The sequence below is a fragment of the Klebsiella sp. Q11 genome, from assembly GCF_964241505.1.
Taxonomy (GTDB): Bacteria; Pseudomonadota; Gammaproteobacteria; order Enterobacterales; family Enterobacteriaceae; genus Klebsiella; species Klebsiella michiganensis.
In genome coordinates this window covers 1-20110 of sequence record NZ_CAXSXW010000007.1, presented here as the reverse complement: position 1 = coordinate 20110, position 20110 = coordinate 1, and the positions used below count along the sequence as shown (strand labels likewise).

General features: G+C 54.7%; 18 protein-coding genes. 9 read left to right on the top strand and 9 right to left on the bottom strand.

Annotated elements, in window-relative coordinates:
- Positions 1-19 precede the first annotated feature (19 nt).
- On the top strand, positions 20-1150 hold the full coding sequence (locus ACESQ2_RS12680) for an oligogalacturonate lyase family protein (protein WP_025107406.1): 1131 nt from the start codon (positions 20-22) through the stop codon (positions 1148-1150).
- Positions 1151-1260: 110 nt separating this feature from the next.
- Here the strand turns inward: ACESQ2_RS12680 and ACESQ2_RS12675 are convergent, their stop codons facing one another.
- From ACESQ2_RS12675 to ACESQ2_RS12665, 3 genes are all read right to left on the bottom strand, one after another.
- Entirely contained in the window at positions 1261-2607 is a 1347-nt protein-coding gene (locus ACESQ2_RS12675) for a carbohydrate porin (protein ID WP_049072074.1), read from the bottom strand.
- A 122-nt stretch (positions 2608-2729) separates the two neighbouring features.
- Complete coding sequence (locus ACESQ2_RS12670; protein WP_049072076.1) at positions 2730-4163, bottom strand: glycoside hydrolase family 32 protein; 1434 nt, start codon at positions 4161-4163, stop codon at positions 2730-2732.
- Between the two features lie 18 nt (positions 4164-4181).
- The gene (locus ACESQ2_RS12665; RefSeq protein ID WP_014226685.1) at positions 4182-5423 is read right to left on the bottom strand and encodes an MFS transporter; all 1242 of its coding nucleotides are present in this window, start codon (positions 5421-5423) and stop codon (positions 4182-4184) included.
- Between the two features lie 240 nt (positions 5424-5663).
- Between ACESQ2_RS12665 and ACESQ2_RS12660 the strand changes: the two genes are divergently transcribed.
- Entirely contained in the window at positions 5664-6659 is a 996-nt protein-coding gene (locus tag ACESQ2_RS12660; RefSeq protein ID WP_014226686.1) for a LacI family DNA-binding transcriptional regulator, read from the top strand.
- On the opposite strand, the gene ACESQ2_RS12655 is transcribed toward ACESQ2_RS12660, so the two are convergent.
- Together ACESQ2_RS12655 and kduD are read right to left on the bottom strand one after the other, a co-directional pair.
- Entirely contained in the window at positions 6660-8078 is a 1419-nt protein-coding gene (locus tag ACESQ2_RS12655) for a sugar porter family MFS transporter (protein ID WP_014226687.1), read from the bottom strand.
- Between the two features lie 311 nt (positions 8079-8389).
- Positions 8390-9151: a 2-dehydro-3-deoxy-D-gluconate 5-dehydrogenase KduD gene (gene kduD / locus ACESQ2_RS12650; RefSeq protein ID WP_004124661.1), complete on the bottom strand. Its 762-nt coding sequence runs from the start codon at positions 9149-9151 to the stop codon at positions 8390-8392.
- 542 nt (positions 9152-9693) lie between these two features.
- On the opposite strand from kduD, the gene ACESQ2_RS12645 reads away from it, so the two are divergent.
- Positions 9694-10869 carry an oligogalacturonate lyase family protein gene (locus tag ACESQ2_RS12645; RefSeq protein WP_373170606.1) on the top strand — a complete coding sequence of 392 codons (1176 nt, stop codon included), beginning with the start codon at positions 9694-9696 and terminating at the stop codon, positions 10867-10869.
- A gap of 216 nt (positions 10870-11085) precedes the next feature.
- Here the strand turns inward: ACESQ2_RS12645 and ACESQ2_RS12640 are convergent, their stop codons facing one another.
- From ACESQ2_RS12640 to ACESQ2_RS12630, 3 genes are all read right to left on the bottom strand, one after another.
- A complete protein-coding gene (locus tag ACESQ2_RS12640; RefSeq protein ID WP_032720124.1) occupies positions 11086-11781 on the bottom strand; it encodes a porin in 696 nt (231 codons plus the stop codon).
- Positions 11782-12023: 242 nt separating this feature from the next.
- On the bottom strand, positions 12024-13202 hold the full coding sequence (locus tag ACESQ2_RS12635) for an acetyl-CoA C-acetyltransferase (protein WP_009651683.1): 1179 nt from the start codon (positions 13200-13202) through the stop codon (positions 12024-12026).
- Positions 13203-13332: 130 nt separating this feature from the next.
- A complete protein-coding gene (locus tag ACESQ2_RS12630) occupies positions 13333-14205 on the bottom strand; it encodes a LysR family transcriptional regulator (protein WP_014226691.1) in 873 nt (290 codons plus the stop codon).
- A 96-nt stretch (positions 14206-14301) separates the two neighbouring features.
- On the opposite strand from ACESQ2_RS12630, the gene ACESQ2_RS12625 reads away from it, so the two are divergent.
- The 6 genes from ACESQ2_RS12625 to ACESQ2_RS12600 all read left to right on the top strand — a co-directional run bounded on the left by ACESQ2_RS12625 (position 14302) and on the right by ACESQ2_RS12600 (position 19651).
- Complete coding sequence (locus ACESQ2_RS12625) at positions 14302-14763, top strand: multidrug/biocide efflux PACE transporter (protein WP_009651689.1); 462 nt, start codon at positions 14302-14304, stop codon at positions 14761-14763.
- A 135-nt stretch (positions 14764-14898) separates the two neighbouring features.
- The gene (locus ACESQ2_RS12620; RefSeq protein WP_373170602.1) at positions 14899-16128 is read left to right on the top strand and encodes an amino acid permease; all 1230 of its coding nucleotides are present in this window, start codon (positions 14899-14901) and stop codon (positions 16126-16128) included.
- Positions 16129-16244: 116 nt separating this feature from the next.
- Positions 16245-17117, top strand: coding sequence for an aldo/keto reductase family oxidoreductase (locus ACESQ2_RS12615; protein WP_014226693.1), 873 nt, complete (start codon positions 16245-16247; stop codon positions 17115-17117).
- A gap of 388 nt (positions 17118-17505) precedes the next feature.
- Positions 17506-18207: a flagellar brake protein gene (locus ACESQ2_RS12610; protein WP_014226694.1), complete on the top strand. Its 702-nt coding sequence runs from the start codon at positions 17506-17508 to the stop codon at positions 18205-18207.
- 4 nt (positions 18208-18211) lie between these two features.
- Positions 18212-18796, top strand: a complete 585-nt coding sequence (locus ACESQ2_RS12605) for a helix-turn-helix transcriptional regulator (RefSeq protein WP_049072082.1) — start codon at positions 18212-18214, stop codon at positions 18794-18796.
- Positions 18797-18934: 138 nt separating this feature from the next.
- Positions 18935-19651: an EAL domain-containing protein gene (locus tag ACESQ2_RS12600; protein ID WP_049072086.1), complete on the top strand. Its 717-nt coding sequence runs from the start codon at positions 18935-18937 to the stop codon at positions 19649-19651.
- A gap of 57 nt (positions 19652-19708) precedes the next feature.
- Here ACESQ2_RS12600 and ACESQ2_RS12595 read toward each other — a convergent pair.
- Positions 19709-20110, bottom strand: a 402-nt coding sequence (locus ACESQ2_RS12595; RefSeq protein WP_373170598.1) for a fimbrial protein, incomplete at its 5' end; no start/stop codon positions are given.

Here is a 20110-nt window from a genome sequence, read left to right as displayed (position 1 = left end):
TTTAGCAAGGAGTGAATGAATCATGAAAGGCAAAATCATCCCGCTGAGCTTTCTGCATACGCAGGACAGCGAAACCGGTCACCAGGTGATCCGGATGACGCCACCGCATGTTATCTGCCACCGCAACTACTTCTATCAAAAATGCTTTACCCGGGACGGCAGCAAGCTGATTTTCGGCGGCGCGTTTGAAGGCCACTGGAACTACTATTTACTCGATATCGCCGGCCAGCAGGCCACCCAGCTCACCGACGGGCCGGGCGATAACACCTTTGGCGGTTTCCTTTCCGCCGACGACCGGTCGCTGTGGTACGTGAAAAACAACCAGCAGCTGCGCCGCGTGGATCTGGCCTCGCTGGAGGAGCAGGTGGTGTATCAGGTGGATGACCAATGGGTGGCCTACGGAACCTGGGTCGCCAATAGCGATTGCAGCCAGATGGTGGGTATCGAAATCAAAAAAAGCGACTGGCAGCCGCTGACCGACTGGGGCAAGTTCCGCGCATTCTACTTCACCGAGCCGGAGTGCCGGCTGATTAATATCGACCTGCGCAGCGGCGAACAGCGCGTGGTATTGCAGGAAAAACGCTGGCTCGGCCACCCGATTTACCGCCCGTTTGATGACGGCACCATCGCCTTCTGCCACGAAGGCCCGCGCGATGCTATCGATGCCCGAATGTGGCTTATCAACGCTGACGGCAGCCATATGCGCAAGGTTCGCCAGCACCGGTCGGGAGAGAGCTTTACCCACGAATTCTGGGTGCCGGATGGTTCCGCGCTTTACTATGTCGCGCATCAGGAAAACGATCCGCATCGCTATCTGTATCGCGCCGACCCGGCAACGCTGGAAAATCGCCAGCTGATGGCCATTCCTCCCTGCTCACATCTGATGAGCAATCACGATGGCAGCCTGGTGGTCGGCGACGGCGCGCCGCACAGCACCGGCGATATACAGCTTAACGATCCGTTTATCTGGGTGTTTGATATTGCCGCCGATAAGCAGACTGCGGTGTGCCGCCACGACTCCACCTGGAAAGTGATTGAAGGCGAGCGCCAGGCGACGCATCCGCATCCGTCATTTTCACCGGATAACCGCTGGGTGCTGTTTACCTCCGATAAAGAGGGTATGCCGGCGCTGTATCTGGCGGAGGTGTAGTGATTCGGCAACGTCCCGGCTCGCGCGGTGCTTAGCCGGGCTACATGTTCACTGCCGTCTGAGTTCCGGTAGCCCGGGTAAGGCATTTACGCCGCGACCCGGGAAGACCGTCAGAAGAAATATTTAAACCGCACCCGCGCGCCGTAGCGTTCATCGGTATTGCCGCTTTTCGCTGCCGATGAATCGAGCCATGACGCATAGGCTCCGAGATAAATATTAAAGTTCGGCATATCCATAATATTCGGCAGATGCCATGAGGTATGAATGGTGTGAATGTCGTAGCGCCCCGGCGCCAGAATCGCGCAGTCGCTATCGCACTCCGCGTTGACGCCGGACATATTAAACTGGTCGATTTTGTTATGCGCATAGATATAGCCCAACTCCACGCGATGCCATAACGCATTGATACCGGCGCTGAAATCCTTTTCGTCCGCCGCGCCCAGATACGCGGTGCTTAAGTTCACCACCGCCCCGTCCTCGGCATCGGTTTTCAGCGTGTTCCAGCTCATCGTCATGCCGTAGCCGGTGCGGCTGGACTGATCGACCCAACGTCCATTCTGATTCTCATAACCGTAAGCATTATTAACGAGGTTACTCTCCATCGCCGCCGCCACCGACCAGGCGCCGGATTGCCAGGCCGCGACCGGACGCACGTAAACCACATTTTTACGGTTATCCAGCGCGTTGCCGTGATAATTCTGGTCCACGAACAGCGAGCTGCCGTCCTCCACCAGCGTATTCACCTCAAAATACCAGTTATCGAGATTTTTACTCAGCAGGAAGTTGCCGCCGCTGCTGCTGCGTCCGCGCCCCTCTTTCATCATATAAATATAGCCGTAGCCGTCGCTATACAGATCGTTCGCCGTGTTGCCGGAATATTCAACAAACGTATCCTGATTAAGCGGGAACATATCGTAGGCTTCGAAGCGACCGATTTTAATTTTCCAGTCATCCTGCTGACCGAAGAAAAAGGCCGCATCATCAAGATTCATTTTGCCATTCATATCCGCCAGCGGCTGTACGCTGAAACCGGCATATTTACCGTTAGTCCCTTTGCGTAATCCATCAAAGCCCAGAAGAATACGGCCGTTAATATCCCAGCGCTCTTTATCTCCCGGCGCCCAGTTTTTATTGGCGCTGGTTTTCACCGACGTCAGGCTACCGGTGCGGCTGGCGCCGTCCATATTAAACTCAACGTCGCCATAGAATTTTAATTCACCATAATCATTAAGTTGTAAAGCGGGTTTAGCCGGTGCGGCGCTGGCCACCGTCGTCGCTTGTGCCTCCTGTTTTTTTAGCGCGCGGATTTCCGCCTCCGCGCTGGCCGCCCGCTGCTCTGTCGCCTTTAGCCGTTGTTCCATTTGCGCCAGCCGCTCCTCAAGGGATAACGGCGCCTGAGCATTAGCCAGAGGGGTAAATAAAGACGTCAGAACACACCCGACCCAGATTTTATTCATCGGAATAACCCTTTATTATTTAGTTAAATAGTATTTTTTATTTATGGGTAAAGCTCGACGACAGTGACAATAATAACCCGCCCATCGTCGAAGACGGGTTATTAACAACTATTCAGTAAAACTTATTCCAGCTGCCAGGCGCCGGCTTCGGTTAAATAAGCCGAACCGCTCCAGGCAAATAAAGCCAATTCGCGACGATCGGCATCCGGATATATACGACTGCTAAGACAGGCCTCGCCATCATTAACAAACACTTCGACGGAAGAGCTATCGAAGAATATCCTTAGCTGCAGATCGGCGCTTTCGTTCAACGGGACGCTGCGGGTGCCGCACAGGCCATACTGCGGATAGTGCCGCTCGAGCACCAGGCGCTGCATCTGCGCATCCACGTAAACGCGCAGACCTTCGCCGAAGCTGAGGCCATACTGCTCGGCGCTGCTGTTCAGGCCATCCCAGTGCAGGATCACCTCCATCGCTTCGCAGTTCTCCACCATCGTGGTCTGCTGGTTTTTCAGGGTCGTCACCGGCCACGGGAAGCTGGCGCCGCGCATGCTCTCGACCTCTTTAGCCGGACGCATCTGCAGTCGATTATCCGCGCTCAGGCTCAGTTCACGCGGCAGCGACAGCATGCCTGCCCAGCCGTCCTGCTGCTCCGGCAGCGGCGACTCCCACATATCCAGCCAGCCGATGACAATGCGGCGGCCGTCGGGAGTGAGGAAGCTTTGCGGGGCATAAAAGTCGTGGCCGTGATCCATTTCCACAAACTCGCCCTCACGCACAAACGCCTGCCCCGGCCGCCATTCACCGAGCAGATAGCCGCTCTGGAACAGGTTGCGGTTTTGATAGCCTTTAGCCGCCAGCCCCTGCGGAGAGAACATCAGAATATGCTTGCCGTTGAGGGCGAAGAAGTCCGGGCATTCCCACATGTAGCCCATCTCTTTTTCCGCCTCATCGAGGACGCCAGCATTCTGCCACTGGCGCAGATCGGCTGAACGATACAGCCGCACCTGGCCGGTGTCGCCATCGCGAGCGCCGACGATCATGTACCAGCTGTCCCCTTCTCGCCACACTTTCGGGTCGCGGAAATGGTGCATGCCCGGCGGGGTGTCGACCACGATCCCCTGGCGCTCGAAGTGAATGCCGTCGCGGCTGGTGGCCAGACATTGCACCTGATACAGGTTGGCTTCATCGCTGGGATCGCCATGAAATTTATGCCCGGTATAAATCAATGCCAGCGTATCGCCATCCACCACCGCGGAGCCGGAGAAGCAGCCGTCTTTATCCTCCGGGCCTTCCGGGGCCAGCGCCACCGGCAGATGCTCCCAGTGCACCAGATCTTTACTGCGCGCGTGGCCCCAGTGCATCGGCCCCCATTTGGTGGAGTACGGATGGTGCTGGTAAAACGCGTGGTACCAGCCGTCAAACCAGACCAGGCCATTGGGATCGTTGATCCAGCCCGCACGGGCGGCCAGGTGATAGCGCGGATACCAGCGCAGGTTCAGCTGTTCATGTTTAGCCTGCAGTTCTTGCTCAGCCCGGGAAATTGAATACGTCATATTCATTACTCTTTTGATTCAGATAGCGGAAGTTTGCGGCATTAGCGGGTCCGAAGAGGACTTACTGGAGCGCAACAAGAAGATGGAGATAAAGGTGGTGCAGAACACCAGCAGTCCCATAATCAGATAGGACTGGGCGAAGCCGTATTTCTCATAGCTATAGCCAGCGAGCGGCGACAGAACCGTCGCGATAACCGAGCTGGTGCAGGCAAAGCCGACCAGATACAGCGTGGATGAAAGACGCTTGTCGAAGTTTAAGCTGTTGTATTTAAAAATAGATACCAGCAGTACCGGCAGTTCGACGGCGTGGAGCAGCTTGGTGATGGAGATCAGCAGCGGCCCCTCCACCAGCCCGGAAGCCACCATACGCATGGCCATCACCATTCCGGCGAAGATCAGGCCGTTTTTCGCGCCGACGCGGTTAACCAGCCACGGCGCGCAGAACATACCGGCGGCTTCCAGGAACACCTGGAACGAGTTCAGGTAGCCGTACATCGCGTTGCCTTCCTGCAGGGTCGGGAACTGGGAAGAGAAGTAGACCGGGAACTGCTGGTCATAAACGCCGTAGATACAGGTGCCGATGACGAAGAAGACCAACGCCCAAAAGCGCGGCAGGGTCAGCAGACGCAGGGCGTCTTCCAGCGTGACTTTACCGCCGGATACCGCCTCCTGCATGGCATGCGGCGCGGAAGAGACCCGCAGTCGCGCCAGTAGGAAAAAAAAGACCAGTCCGGAGCAGCTGGCCACCGCGAAGTTTAAGTGCGGGTTAATGTTGAACAACAAACCGGCGAAGAAGGTCGCCACCGCCCAGCCCAGCGAGCCCCACATCCGCGCCTTGCCGAATTCAAACTGGCTCTGGCGCGCGACGCGCTCGGTGTAGGATTCCAGCACGCCGATACCGCCGTTAAAGGTCAGTCCGATATAAATCCCGCCGAAGATGCTGCCGAGTAAGACGTTAATTTTGAGGAGGTAGCCAAACGCCATATAGGCCGGGCCGGAGAGGATCAGCAGTACGGTGATGTACCAGAGCAAATTTTTACGCAGGCCGAGTTTGTCCTGAATAAAGCCGTAGCACACCTGGGCGAAAAGCGCGGAGACGGAAAGCACTGAGAAGATAATTCCCGTATCCCCCGGCTTAAGTCCCACTTCCTGATGTAGCCAGATAGAGAGCAGCGAACCTGAAGAGGACCAGGTCACGAAAAAGAAAAAGAGTAACGCACTGAGTAACGGATAGCTGTGAGAGTGATGCGCTTTCATCATGACATTCTCATGTTGGAGTAATGCTATTATGGTAACGTTAACAAAAAGCGAAACTCACTTCGTTTTGTTGCGATTCATGATGTTAATCACAAAAGTTAACGTTAACATAAAGGAGATGAGATCTCGATCAAATATTCACCTTCTTCGCTCGCGCTACGTGTACGATAGAATATTGTATGATCCTTTTACATCAGTAACTTAGTTGACCCCGCTGCTGGCGGCAAGGGTGGAGCACTTAATATGGCATCTCTGAAGGATGTAGCAAAGCTGGCGAATGTCTCGCTAATGACGGTCTCCCGGGCGCTTAATAGCCCGGAAAGGCTCAAGCCGGAGACCCTGGCTCGGGTCCAGGCGGCTATCGAAGAGACCAACTACGTCCCCGACCTGTCGGCGAAGAAAATCCGCGGCGCTCACGCGACGCCAAACACCATCGGTGTACTGGCGCTGGATACCGTCACCACGCCGTTTTCGGTGGAGATTACGCTCTCCATCGAAGAGACCGCGCGAGCGCACGGCTGGAACAGCTTCGTGGTCAACATGTTCTCTGACGATAGCCCGGACGCTATCGTCGACCTGCTGCTCTCCCATCGTCCGGACGGCATTATCTACACCACGATGGGTCTGCGTCAGGTACCGCTACCGGCCAAGCTGTTAACCCTCCCCTGCGTGCTGGCCAACTGCGAAAGCCTGCACGACCCGGTGGCCAGCTATATCCCGGACGACGAACAGGGTCAGTATACGGCGGTGCAGGCTCTACTGGCCGCGGGCTATCGCCGGCCGCTGTGCCTGCATCTGCCGGCGAATCATCTGGCGACCGTCCGCCGCCGTCAGGGGCTGGAACGCGCCTGCCGGGAAGCGGGTGTTGACCCGGATACGCTCGCTCACTGCTATATGGCCTACGGCGATGAGCACTATCGCGATATTCCCGCTGTCGTGCTGGCCCATATTCAACAGCGCAAGCCGCAGTTCGACTCGGTGATTTGCGGCAACGACCGCATCGCGTTTATGGTCTATCAGACGCTGCTGGCGCGCGGGCTGCGCATTCCGCAGGATGTGGCGGTGGTGGGTTATGACAATATGGTGGGGATTGGCGATCTGTTTTTCCCGTCGCTCTCAACGGTGCAGCTACCGCACTATGATATCGGGCGCCTGAGCGCCCAGCACATTATTAACGGCGACAGCCATCGGGAGACGGTGAAAGTAGCCAGCCCGTGGCTGCCGCGCGAGTCGTTGTAATTAATTGCCGATATTGCGCAGCTTCTCGCCGGACATCAGCCTGCGTTCAATATGCTCCAGGGTGACGTTTTTGGTTTCCGGGATCAGCCAGAACGTCACGCCGATAAAGGCGACGTTCAGCGCGGTATAAAGCCAGAAGGTTCCTGCCGCGCCGATCGCGTCCAGCAGCGTCAGGAAGGTCGCGCCGATAATCATGTTCGACACCCAGTTGGTGGTGGTTGAGCAGGTGATGCCGAAATCGCGGCACTTCAGCGGCTGAATTTCCGAACACAGGATCCACACCACCGGCGCGGCGCTCATCGCATAGCCGGCAATACACATCATGGTCATCCCCACCGACAGCCAGGAGAGACCGCTGGAGGCGGTGCCGTTATCAAACTGCATCAGACAGTAGCCCAGCACCAGCGTGCCGATGGCCATCACGCTAAAACCGATTTTCAGCGCCGGCTTACGTCCGGCCTTATCGACGGTAAAGACGGCGATAAAGGTAGCGAACATAAAGGTCAGGCCAACCACCAGGGTCGCGACCATCTGCTGTTCGGTGGTGGTGAAGCCCGCCATTTTAAAGATGCGCGGCGCGTAGTACATGATGATATTCATACCGGTAAACTGCTGCATCGCCTGCAACAGCATGCCGAGGAATACCGCCCGCCGCACGTTGCGGTTGACCTTAAACAGCGCCCAGCCGCCCTGCTTCAGCTTCAGGCTTTCGCGGATCTCGTTGAGCTCGTCACGGGCTTTTTCTGACGTGTCGCGCAGCATCCGCAGCACCTCTTCCGCTTCCACGTGACGCCCTTTTTCCGCCAGCCAGCGCGGGCTGTTCGGCAGGAAGATCACCAGAATAATCAGCACCACCGCCGGCAGCGCCAGTACGCCAAGCATCGCCCGCCAGTTGCCGCTATAGCTGAACGCGGTGTCGGAGAGAAACGCCATCACGATACCCAGCGTCACCATCAGCTGATACATGCTGATCATCTTGCCGCGCACGTTTTCGCTCGCCATTTCCGACAGGTACAGCGGCGCGGTATAAGAGGCGATCCCCACGGCGACCCCGAGAACGATCCTTGCCACCAGCAGCATTTCGACGCTGGTCGCAAACGCGGAGCCCACGGAACCGGCAACGAACAGCACCGCCCCCACCATCAGGCTGTATTTGCGCCCGAGGCGGAAAGAGAGCCAGCCGTTAAATAACGCGCCGATGGCGGCTCCCAGCATCATGCTGCTCACCACCCACTCCTGCAGGCGGCTGGATAAAACAAAATGATCGGTAATAAAGGGCAGCGCCCCGGCAATCACCCCGATATCGAGGCCAAACAGCAACCCTGCCACCGCGGCGGCAATGGAGACAAACTGATTCATGCGCCGGGTATCGCGCTGCGTACGCGGCATGGTTGTAGAGTCGTGACTGAGAGTGGTCATTTTTTTCCTGCCAGACGAAGTAAGACATACGATGAAACTACGGGATCGGCGGCGTAAGGTGTCAGGCAGGACACGCCAAAGATATGGATTAAGTTGCTACAGGCAATGGTTTTGTGATGGACATTCAACTTTCAGAAGAGCAGAAAATAAGCATTTCATCTTCAACAACCCCTGTTACATATAGATGCTTACCTCAAAAACAAATAAACCATATGGACTATTTCAGTTTCATCATATGGACAATTGTTATTCAGACATAAAAAAACCCTGCCGAAGCAGGGTTCCATTTTGCGCTGATAACGCGGCAAATATTAGCGCGCCAGCCAGCCGCCATCCACCGCGACGGTGTAGCCATTGATGTAGTCAGAAGCGCTGGAGGCCAGGAAGACCACCGGCCCCATCAGGTCGCTCGGCAGACCCCAGCGTCCCGCCGGGATACGGTCGAGGATCTCGCTGCTGCGCTGTTCGTCGGCGCGCAGCTGCTGGGTATTGTTGGTCGCCATATAGCCCGGCGCCAGCGCGTTGACGTTGATGCCGTGCTTCGCCCACTCGTTCGCCAGCAGACGAGTCACGCCCATCACCGCGCTTTTTGACGCCGTGTAGGAAGGTACGCGGATCCCGCCCTGGAAAGAGAGCATCGAGGCAATATTGATAATCTTGCCGCCGGTCCCCTGGGCAATAAAGTGCTTCGCCGCCGCCTGAGACATAAAGAACACGCTCTTAATGTTCAGGTTCATCACGTCGTCCCAGTTTTTCTCGCTGAATTCGATCGCGTCTTCGCGACGGATCAGGCCGGCGTTGTTAACCAGGATGTCGATATGGCCGAACTCCGCCACCGCGCGCTCCAGCAGCTGCGGGATACCATCAATCTGGCGCAGATCGGCGGTCAGGCTGAGAAAACGACGGCCCAGCGCCGTGACGCGCTCAATGGTTTCCGTCGGTTCAACAATATTGATACCCACGATATCGCAACCGGCTTCCGCCAGGCCCACCGCCATGCCCTGGCCCAGACCCGTATCACAACCGCTCACCACGGCTACTTTGCCCTGCAGGGAGAATGCGTCGAGAATCATACTTGGTTCCTTAATCTTTCAGAGCCTGTGTAGGTACAGGCAAGGTTCTGATAGTCCAGCCTGCGGCTTGTGCAGACCCTTATGGTTTGAAGAACTCGCAGGGATTGCCCCTTCTAAAAATAAAACAGAGTTCCGTTTTACAGTGAGCACATCTTAGCCCCGGCTAAAGTCATTTTCAATTATTATTAAAACATCGTTTCAATTTTAAGACTGTTAAATGTTAAAAATGCAAAACAGATCACGAAGCGGTGATTGATAAACCGTGAAACTCCTATTTAATTCAATAAAATACAATGAGTTATTCAAACTTTAAAAAAAGACGGCGGATCGAAAAAAAACGGCAGGAAAACAAAGAGCGCGGGGATGCTGGCCGTACTGTCAGCAAAAAAAGGCGATCTATAGCAAGAAGTTGTTGTGAATTGCGTCCGCCATCACAAATAATGAAACGATGTTTTGATAAATTAACACCCATCTTTTAAATCTACTTCCACTGGCCGGTCAACGCAGGCGGGCGACATCTCAGGAAGGAAAAGGAGTACATCATGGCTAAAGGCATGCGGGTTAAACTGAATTATGACGTCAGCCGCGATCTGGACACCGGCGCGGAGATCACCCGCTTAACCCCACCGGAAGTAACCTGTCATCGTAACTATTTCTATCAGAAGTGTTTTTTTAACGATGGCAGCCACCTGCTGTTTGCCGGCGAATTCGACGGCAACTGGAACTACTATCTGCTGGACCTCGCAAAGGCCGAGGCGGTGCAGCTAACGGAAGGCGCCGGTGATAACACGTTTGGTGGTTTCCTTTCTCCGGATGATAAATCCCTTTATTACGTGAAGAACGACCGTACGCTGCTGGAGGTTAACCTCACCACGCTGCAAGAGCGTGAAGTGTATCGCGTCGCCGATGACTGGGTGGGCTACGGTACCTGGGTGGCCAACAGCGATTGCACCAAACTGGTTGGCATCGAGATTGCCAAAAGCGACTGGACGCCGCTCAACGACTGGCAGATTTTCCATGATTTCTTCCACAAAGGCCCCCACTGCCGCCTGCTGCGCGTCGACCTGCAAACCGGCGAAAGCAGCGTGATCCACGAAGAGAAGAAATGGCTGGGCCATCCGATTTATCGTCCGTTCGATGACCATACCGTCGCCTTCTGCCATGAAGGGCCGCATGACCTGGTCGATGCGCGGATGTGGATGGTAAATGAAGACGGTAGCAACGTGCGTAAAGTCAAAGCGCATGCGGAAGGCGAAAGCTGCACCCACGAATTCTGGGTACCGAACGGCTCCGCGCTGGTGTACGTCTCTTATCTGAAGGGCCAGCAGGGCCGGACGATCTACAGCTTCAACCCGGATACCGGCGTTAATGAAGCGGTGATGCAGATGCCGGCCTGTTCGCATCTGATGAGTAACTTTGACGGCACGATGCTGGTTGGCGATGGTTCCGGTACCCCGGTGGACGTCAAAGACACCAGCGGCTACACCATTGATAACGACCCGTATCTGTACGCTTTCGATGTCGCGAAGCAGGCCTATTTCCGCGTTGCGCGTCACGATACCTCCTGGGCAACCGTGGCCAATAGTCGCCAGGTTACCCACCCGCACCCGTCCTTTACGCCGGACGATAGCGCCATTTTGTTCAGCTCCGATAAAGACGGCAAACCTGCCGTGTATATCGCGAAGCTGCCGCCCCAGCCTGAGATGCTGAAGGCATAGCGTTAGCCACTGTTTGAGTTAGTGTTTCTGTAACTGGCCTTGCCCTCCTTTCGGAGGGCTTTTTTATGCCCGGCGTTTTCCCCGGATCGCGCTGCGCTTATCCGGGCTACATTCCGTGCCGATGGGGCGCATTGCGCCGCTCCGGGAAGAGGGATTCATACCAACGGAAAACCCCGGCTGACCGCTCCGGGGTAAACGATGAGGACATTTTTTAAGTTAGAACGAGTAGGCAACACCTACGCGGAAACGGGTCTGGCGGTCGCTGCGATCGTTGACGCCAACGTTGCCGAGCTCGCCGTACGGCGCCCAGTTTTTATCCAGCTTGTAGGCAACCTTGAGATTGTACTCCTGCGAGTACGGTTTGTTGTCGTTGCGCTTAACCCCTTCGGTACTGCGCGCATAAACGTAGTTCAGCTCCGTACGCCAGTCGCCGAAGACGTAACCGGCCCACGCATCGCCGCGGTTAACTTTGTCATCATCTTTCCCTGCATTCGCCGGGTAGCGGGTATAGTCGTAACGATAGCGGGCTGCGACGTAGAAGCCATTATCGAAGCTGTACTGCACGCGCAGGTTTGGCTTGTAGATCGAGCGGCTATCGTTACTTTCAATATTGAACCCCGGCGTGACCGAGAAGTTTTTATTCGCCTTCCACTGCCAGGTAATGCTCTCTTCATGACCATTACCGACGAAATCTGAATAAGGCTGGCTGGTGTTATCGCCGCCCGACTTCCACTTCGCCTCAACGGAGAAGCCAAAGCCGTTAGCGAAACGATGGGAGACGGAGACGCGGTCGGCGTTGCTCTTATCCGATTTGCCGCCGTCAATGAATTCGTGACGTAAATCTACCGTGACGGCTGAAGCCGCGAAAGACATGCCACAGAGTGCAGCAAGGGCCAGAGATCTTGCGAACATAAATTACCCCTCATAATTAAAATATCGTTTCGTTTTTATAAAACCGTATTTTATTTTTTAGGCAATAATGTTTTAGTGATCGCGATCGTAAATATTTGTTTCAAAAAAGGTGGCACAGAAAGACGTGACAACGCTCAACAAAATAGCGCGTCAGAAAGGAATTTTTGGCAGGGTAACGCCTGGCGGGAAGCAAAAAAAAGCCTCCACAGGGAGGCTCAGTTAACGCATATATCAGAAAGGGCTTATTCGCGTTCAACCGCCAGCGCCACGCCCTGGCCGCCGCCGATGCATAGCGTGGCCAGCCCTTTGCGGGCATCGCGTTTAATCATCTCGTGCACCAGGGAAACCAGAATGCGGCAGCCGGAAGCGCCAATCGGGTGGCCCAGCGCAATGGCGCCGCCGTTCACGTTCACCCGCCGCTCGTCCCATTCCAGTACCCTGCCCACCGAAATGGCCTGAGCGGCAAAGGCTTCGTTGGCTTCGATAAGATCGACTTCATCCAGCTTCCAGCCCGCGCGTTCAAGGCAGCGACGGGTGGCATGGACCGGCGCGATCCCCATCAGCGCCGGATCGACGCCCACGCTGGCAAAAGCGCGGATCCGCGCCAGAATCGGCAGCCCCAGCTCCTCGGCTTTAGCTTCGCTCATCATCATCACCGCCGCCGCGCCATCGTTAATGCTTGAGGCATTGCCGGCGGTGACCGAACCCTGCTGGTCAAAGGTCGGCAGCAGGCTGGCCAGCGCTTCTGCGCTGGGGTCGACGCGCGGCTGCTCATCGGTATCCACCAGGCGCGGAATACCGTTGAGTTCGCTGGTCACCGGCACGATTTCATCGCGAAAACGTCCGGAATCAATCGCCCGCCGCGCTTTGTGCTGCGAGCTAAGCGCCCACGCATCCTGCAGTTCACGGCTGATGCCATACTCGCGCGCCAGGTTCTCCGCCGTCACGCCCATATGGTAGTCGTTAAACGCATCCCACAGGCCGTCGTGGACAAGGCTGTCGATAAGCTGGCTATTGCCCAACTGGGCGCCGGTACGGCTGTCGGTCAGCACGTGCGGGGCGCGGCTCATATTCTCCTGCCCGCCGGCGATCACCACGTCCGCTTCGCCGCACTGAATCGCCTGGGTCGCCAGGTGCAGCGCCTTCAGTCCGGAACCGCAGACGTCGTTGATGGTAATAGCAGAAACGGTATTAGGCAGCCCGCCGCGGATCGCCGACTGACGCGCCGGATTCTGTCCGGTTCCTGCCGTCAGCACCTGGCCGAGGATCACCTCATCAATACTTTGCGGATCGACGCCGCTGCGCTCAACAAGCGCCTTCACCACCACGCTGCCCAGCTCCACCGCCGAATGACGCGACAGCGCGCCCTGAAAACAGCCGATTGGCGTTCGCAACGCGCCGACGATTACGACATCTTTCATCCTCTACCTCTGCTCCGCCTCTGCGCAAAGAAACAGCATCATAGTAGTGAATTGTTATCAAAAATTTTCGCAATTGTTTAAAAAAAGTGAGGGAAATCACAAAGATCGTCGGCGATGGCAAAAATGGCCCCTATTCGCGTCCGTGACCCTGCAGATGCTGACGCAGCCAGCTTCCCGCTTCTCCCGGCGGCGCCTTTTTATTCCACAGCAAATCGGTGGAGATCATCCGCGGCCAGCCGGCAATATCCAGCGCCACCAGGCTTCCGCTCCCGGCGAACTCCTCCACCAGCGCGCTGGGCAAAATACACCATCCCAACCCCTGCGCCGCCATGCTGAACAGCAGCAGATAGTTAGGCGCCGACCATACCAGACCGCGCGCCGGTTCCGCCGTATTTTCCAGATAGGTGCTCAGGCGCAGCTCGCGCCAGCTGAACAGTTCGTCGCGGGTGACGCTGCCCTGGGCCGCCAGCGGGTGCCGGGGCGCCACGAAGATAGCCATTTCGGTTTGCATCGGCAGCCGGATACTGCCTATCTCTGTCGGGTAGCTGTCCCTGGCCTCAATCAGCCCCACCTGCGCCCGCTCCTTTTGCAGCAGATCGATAACGTCGTCGTCTTCGCCAATCAGGCACTCAAATTCGGTGTGCGGAAAACGACGATCGAACTGCGCCAGCAGATCTTCCAGCACATCGGGATGCAGCGTATCGGAGAGCACAAAGGTCAGACGCGCTTCGGTGTTGCCAGACAGCGAAATGGCCAGCTCATCCAGCCTGTCGCTGGCCGCCAGAATCGCCTTCACGTAGCTCAACACCTGTTCGCCCTGCGGCGTGAGCGTCGGCTGTCTGGAGGTGCGATCGAACAACGTCACGCCAAGATCGGCTTCCAGGTTGGCGATTGCGGTGCTGATGGTGGACTGGCTTTTGCGCAGCCGCCGCGCCGCGGCAGAGAATGAACCGCAGGCCACGGATTCGACAAACGCGGTTAAAGCTTCGGGAGAATAGCGCATGAACTATCTACTTTATCGATGGATACTATCTTTTTTTTATCATATTTATCCATAAAATGCCGGGTAATTTCATATAAAGACCGGAGGCAACAAGCCATGCAACAAGTCAACGCCCAGCGCAAAACGCTGACGGAACGGGTAATCCACGCGATAAGCTTTGAAGGTCTGGCGACGCTGATCCTCGCCCCAACCGCCGCTTGGCTCATGCAGCGTTCGGTCGTTGAAATGGGCGGGCTCAGTATCCTGCTCGCGACGCTGGCGATGGTCTGGAACATTATCTATAACGCCCTCTTCGACCGGCTGTGGCCGGTAACCCGGGTCGTCCGTACCCTGCGGGTCCGCGCGCTGCACGCGATCGGCTTCGAGTCAGGCTTTATTATTATCGGCGTCACGATGGTCGCGCTGGTGCTGGGCGTTTCGCTGATGCAGGCGTTTATGCTGGAAATCGGCTTTATGCTGTTCTTCCTGCCTTACACCATGGCCTTTAACTGGGTCTGGGATATGCTGCGCGAGCGGGTCATCAAGGTTCGCCAGCAGCGGATCGCCGCCCGCCAGTAATCTTAGCAAAGCGCCCGGCCGGCAACGGGCGCTCCGCCGCTTCATTTCTGCGCCAGAAACTATCGCCACAGCTCATCCATAAATGTGATAAATTGCACTCCTTTTTGTTCGTTTTCTGGTTGATAAAGTCGCATAATGTCTAAAATTTGGTCTAAAGAAGAAACTCTCTGGAGTTTCGCCTTATATGGCACTGCTGTAGGCGCTGGCACGTTATTCTTGCCGATCCAACTGGGATCCGCGGGCGCTATCGTTCTGTTCATCACCGCGCTGGTCGCCTGGCCGTTAACCTACTGGCCGCATAAAGCGCTGAGCCAGTTTATTCTCTCCGCCAACATCGCCCCGGGCGCAGGGATCACCGGCGCCGTTAATCACTATTACGGTAAAAAGATCGGTAGCCTGATTACCGGCCTCTATTTCCTCGCCTTTTTCGTGGTGGTGCTGATCTACGCCGTCGCCATTACTAACTCGCTCGCGGAGCAGCTCTCCAGACATGTGCCCATCACTTCTCAGGTCAGGGCGCTGCTCAGCCTGGGCGTGGTGCTGGTGCTGAATCTGATCTTTTTAATGGGCCGCCACGTCACGATTAAAGTCATGGGCTTTTTAGTCTTCCCGCTGATCGCCTGTTTCCTGTTCCTCTCCATCTATTTAATGGGGAGCTGGCAGCCGGCTTATCTGACCAGCCAGATGCAGCTGACCCCGCACACGTTCCACCAAATCTGGATCTCGATCCCCGTGATGGTTTTCGCTTTTAGCCATACGCCGATCATATCGACTTTTGCTATCGATCAGCAGGAGAAATACGGCGAGCAGGCCATGGGTAAATGCAAAAAAATCATGAAGGTGGCCTACACCCTCATCTGCGCCAGCGTGCTGTTTTTCGTCTTCAGCTGCCTGCTGTCGATACCGGCGAGCTATATTGAAACCGCCCGCCATCAAGGGGTCACGATTCTTTCCGCCCTGTCGATGATGCCGGGGTCGCCGGCGTGGCTGGCGATCGCCGGGATTATTGTGGCGGTGGTGGCGATGTCGAAATCGTTCCTTGGCACCTATTTTGGCGTGATTGAAGGGGCCAGTGAAATCGTCAAAACGTCCCTCGCCCAGGCGGGGATTCGTAAAAGCCGCGCGTTTAACCGGGCGATGTCGATCCTGCTGGTTTCGACGCTGACCTTCGTGGTGTGCTTTATCAATCCCAACGCTATCTCAATGATTTACGCCGTCAGCGGCCCGCTTATTGCGATGATCCTGTTCATCATGCCAACCCTCTCCACGTATCTTATTCCGGCGCTGAAGCCCTACCGCTCGGTGGGTAGCTTTATTACCCTGGTTGTCGGTTTGCTCTGCGTGTCGGTGATGTTTTTTAGCTAATCCTCTCCGTGCGGCGAGTCTTTTCCTCGCCGCACGTTCTGCCAACATTCTCCCCCCACCAATCTCCCTGACGGACATACACTTATCCCTTGCACACCAAGAAAGCAGGGGTTTATATGTCCAGCGTAAAATTATCCGGTACTGCGACGTTAGGCGATCGTCAGGTTTATCGTCTGGGATACGGGGCGATGCAGCTTGCGGGGCCCGGCGTCTTCGGCCCGCCAAAAGATCCGCAAACCGCTATCCGCGTACTGCAGGAAGCGGTCGAGTCGGGCGTCAATCATATTGATACCTCCGATTTTTACGGTCCACACGTGACTAATCAGCTCATTCGCCAGGCGCTGCATCCCTATTCCGCCGATCTGTGCATCGTCACCAAAGTCAGCGCTCGCCGCGACGATAAAGGCAACTGGCTGCCCGCGATGTCGCCCGCGGAGCTCACTGCGGCGGTGGAGGACAATCTGCGCAATCTGGGCCTCGACGTGCTTGAGGTGGTGAACCTGCGCAGTATGCTCGGCACGCATGGCCCGGTTGAAGGTTCGCTGGAGGGGCCCTTAACCACCCTTCTGGAGCTGAAAGAACGCGGGTTGATTCGCCATATCGGGCTGAGTAACGTCACCGCCAGACAGGTGAGCGATGCGCAAAAACTGACGCCAATCGTCTGCGTTCAGAACCAATATAACGTGGCGAACCGTCAGGACGATCCGCTGATCGACGAGCTGGCGGCGCAAAATATCGCCTGGGTGCCCTTTTTCCCCCTCGGCGGTTTTACCCCGCTTCAGGCCCGGGAGCTTAACGACGTCGCCGCTTCGCTTGACGCCACGCCGATGCAGGTGGCGCTGGCCTGGCTGCTCCAGCGCTCGCCGAATATCCTGCTCATTCCGGGCACCTCCTCGCTACAGCATCTGCACGAGAATCTGGCCGCCGCGCAATTAACGCTTCCACCAGAAGCGTTAGCCATTCTGGATAATCTCCAGCCCCACTCCTGATTTCAGGCTTCTGCGGATCGATATTCGCAGAAGCCTTCTCCTCAATATTTGCCTGGAATTACCTTAACGCCACTGGCACTATACATCCTACAAATTAGGCGTTATCCGCTTTATTCTCTTACGGATAACCCTATGCAAAGCATAGATTTAAACTTTTTCGACTGGCCTCCTAATTGGAGGCTTCTGTCGTTTTTGTCTCGCCAAAATTTTCGAACTCTTGATTACAGGAAAAACAATATCTCATTCAAAGTTTATACAAATCAATTTAGCTGCAAAGATAGCTAACAACATCAAATGCTCATAAAAACATCTGGTTAACGCAATCAGAATGTTTGTATTGCTATATAAAAAATCGACCACACACAATAACAATTTACAAGGATTTCACATGACAGAGGGAACGATAAAGACGAGTAAGTATGAAATTATTGCTATTTTCAGGGAAGAGCTCCGAAAGCAGGCGGAGATAGAAGTTTTTGTTAATAACAAAAGCACTATTACCCAGCTAACGCGGGTAGATTTTGCCGAGTTTCATATCTCCACCACCAGCAAAATCCCCGCGGGGCATAAAGTTAAATTTATTCTGCATAGCGATTCAGGGAAAATCGAGTTTTGCTCTACGCTAAAGAAAAGCTATGCCGGCGGTGAAGGGAAATGCAGGAAGGTCGCATTTACCTTACCGGAGTGTATCCAGGTGGTACAACGCCGGCGCGATCCCCGATTCCGTCTGCGCCACGAGCACGAATTCTTCTGTCACGGCCGACACAAAAACGGAGAAAACTATCTATTCGAAATCAAAGACATTTCGGACGGCGGTTGCGCGCTGATGACCAGGAGCCCCAATCTGAAATTCCTCAGCCATAACGCCATCCTCAAGAACGCTATCCTCGCCCTCGCTGAATATGGCGAAATCACCGTAGATTTAGTTATAAAAAATGTTGTTATGGTGACTTTAGATGATAACGAGAAGTCAGATAGCTACTACCAGATTTCTTGTCAGTTTAAATTTCGCCATCTTGATAACAAGAAGCGAATAGAGAAAGTGCTGCTCGACTTGATTATGGAAGCCAAGAGAAAAAAGAGAGTCTGAACCATTGGCCAGTATATTACTTTACACTGATGACAATATCATCGGGCAATCAATCCATGATTATATGATTGATCGCGCCAGGGATATCACCACCCTGAAATTTCAGGATATTGTGAAAGGGGTCAGCGCCTCCCCGGCAGCCACCGTTATTATCAATATCATCCATAAAGATATCTCTGCGGCCACAACGGTCGCATTACTGAACACTTTGCGCAAGCGCCTGGCGCATTGCGCGCTGCTGGTGCTGATCGTCAAAAGCGAGCTGTCCAGCCTGTTCCGGGAGCTGCTTGATCTAGAAAACCTGTTGATTCTGACCGAAAAATCCTCGCTGGCAGATTACTCAGCCATCATCAGCAGGCCCTTAACCGCCGAGGGCTGCCAGGGGCTATGCACCCGCCGCAAGCTGACCGCCAGGGAACTTCAGGTGCTGGAGTTAATTATTGCCTGCAATAACAGTAAAAGGATTGCGGTGCTTCTCGACATTGATCATAAAACGGTCCACAGCCATAAGGTACATATTATGAAGAAACTCGGGATGAATAACTCGCGAATAATGAACAAAAGTATAGTCAATATGTATCAGTGCTAAAACCAAAAATATGTGGGTGACCAATCAAAACCCGATAATTTATTGGCGATAAGCCATTAATAATCATTCCCATCGGTAGAAAGGTCACCTATAATATTCTCCTCTCTTTACCTCTGACCTGATTTTTGACGAGAGATAATGAACGCAACTCTTTTTTCCAGGCATAATTTATCACGTAGCGATATATCCGTTCGTTATGTCTTTCAAAAAATGTTTTCCCCAAAAGGCACGCTCGTCGCCGTTGAGTGCCTGAGCCGCTTTGACCGCCTGTCTATATCGCCGGAAAACTTCTTTCGCTACGCCAATACGGGACTACGCGAAAGCATTTTTATGGAACAGCTGGCGCTTATTGAAAAACATAAACAGTGGTTTAAGCAAAATGCTATCTCGGCGACGATTAATGTTGATGACCATATACTTAACGTATTGCAACGCCCGGAGATTAAAGCGCTCGTCGGCCAAATCGGCTGCGTCCATTTTGAAGTGACCGAGAATTCCCATAATCTTTTGAATAATGCTCTCGCCACCTGGAATAACCCGCAAAGCACTACGCTCTGGCTCGATGATTTTGGCTCTGGCAACGCCGGTATTCACGCTATTCGCGACTATCATTTCGATTATGTCAAAATCGATAAAGACTTCTTCTGGCTTTTAATGCAAAAAGATTCCGGTCGTCCGTTAATGGATGCCCTCGTCACTTTCCTTTCCCGCAACCACCATAATGTGATTATTGAAGGTGTAGAAAGCGAAGCGCATAAGGCCTGGTTGCAGGGCATGGAATGGTTTGCTATTCAGGGGCACTACTGGAAGGAAGTGAGCATTGAACAATTGGTCCAGGAAGATATCACCGCATAAATTAATGCCGGATAACTCCGGCATCAAAAGTCATACTCGCGCAATACCCTCTCCCCTTCAATTATAAACGAGCTCCCATGTTGCCCAACTGGTCAACGGGCCGCTGGTTGCTTTTTCCGGCGCGGGGGTCACGTAGCCGATGTAATAGGTAAATACGCCGCCATCGACCGCTTTTTCGACCAGCGGCACCCGGTTTTGCAAGGGGTCGGCCGGGACGATTTTATTACTTTTATCGAGGGTATTATTATCATTGGTCGACAGCGCGAGGAAAATATGGCTGGCGCCGTCCGCCCGCGTATTCCTCAGGTAGCCGGCATTTTCATTGCCCACCGCATTGACCGTAAAGCCGTCAACCCAGCGGACGTTAACCAGGCGGATCTCGTCTTTATCCGCCGCGCCGCCGTCGTGACGCAGCTGGCAGTTCGAGAGTTCCAGCGTAAAAGGCTGCGGCTTCATAAA

Bases quoted from the DNA above. Each gene is read 5' to 3' on its own strand.
- ACESQ2_RS12630 (WP_014226691.1), bottom strand. From the start codon at position 14,205: ATGCGCTATTCTCCCGAAGCTTTAACCGCGTTTGTCGAATCCGTGGCC.
- ACESQ2_RS12675 (WP_049072074.1), bottom strand. From the start codon at position 2,607: ATGAATAAAATCTGGGTCGGGTGTGTTCTGACGTCTTTATTTACCCCT.
- ACESQ2_RS12665 (WP_014226685.1), bottom strand. From the start codon at position 5,423: ATGATGAAAGCGCATCACTCTCACAGCTATCCGTTACTCAGTGCGTTA.
- kduD (WP_004124661.1), bottom strand. From the start codon at position 9,151: ATGATTCTCGACGCATTCTCCCTGCAGGGCAAAGTAGCCGTGGTGAGC.
- ACESQ2_RS12660 (WP_014226686.1), top strand. From the start codon at position 5,664: ATGGCATCTCTGAAGGATGTAGCAAAGCTGGCGAATGTCTCGCTAATG.
- ACESQ2_RS12610 (WP_014226694.1), top strand. From the start codon at position 17,506: ATGACAGAGGGAACGATAAAGACGAGTAAGTATGAAATTATTGCTATT.
- ACESQ2_RS12600 (WP_049072086.1), top strand. From the start codon at position 18,935: ATGAACGCAACTCTTTTTTCCAGGCATAATTTATCACGTAGCGATATA.
- ACESQ2_RS12625 (WP_009651689.1), top strand. From the start codon at position 14,302: ATGCAACAAGTCAACGCCCAGCGCAAAACGCTGACGGAACGGGTAATC.
- ACESQ2_RS12620 (WP_373170602.1), top strand. From the start codon at position 14,899: ATGTCTAAAATTTGGTCTAAAGAAGAAACTCTCTGGAGTTTCGCCTTA.
- ACESQ2_RS12640 (WP_032720124.1), bottom strand. From the start codon at position 11,781: ATGTTCGCAAGATCTCTGGCCCTTGCTGCACTCTGTGGCATGTCTTTC.
- ACESQ2_RS12635 (WP_009651683.1), bottom strand. From the start codon at position 13,202: ATGAAAGATGTCGTAATCGTCGGCGCGTTGCGAACGCCAATCGGCTGT.
- ACESQ2_RS12670 (WP_049072076.1), bottom strand. From the start codon at position 4,163: ATGACGTATTCAATTTCCCGGGCTGAGCAAGAACTGCAGGCTAAACAT.
- ACESQ2_RS12615 (WP_014226693.1), top strand. From the start codon at position 16,245: ATGTCCAGCGTAAAATTATCCGGTACTGCGACGTTAGGCGATCGTCAG.
- ACESQ2_RS12655 (WP_014226687.1), bottom strand. From the start codon at position 8,078: ATGACCACTCTCAGTCACGACTCTACAACCATGCCGCGTACGCAGCGC.
- ACESQ2_RS12645 (WP_373170606.1), top strand. From the start codon at position 9,694: ATGGCTAAAGGCATGCGGGTTAAACTGAATTATGACGTCAGCCGCGAT.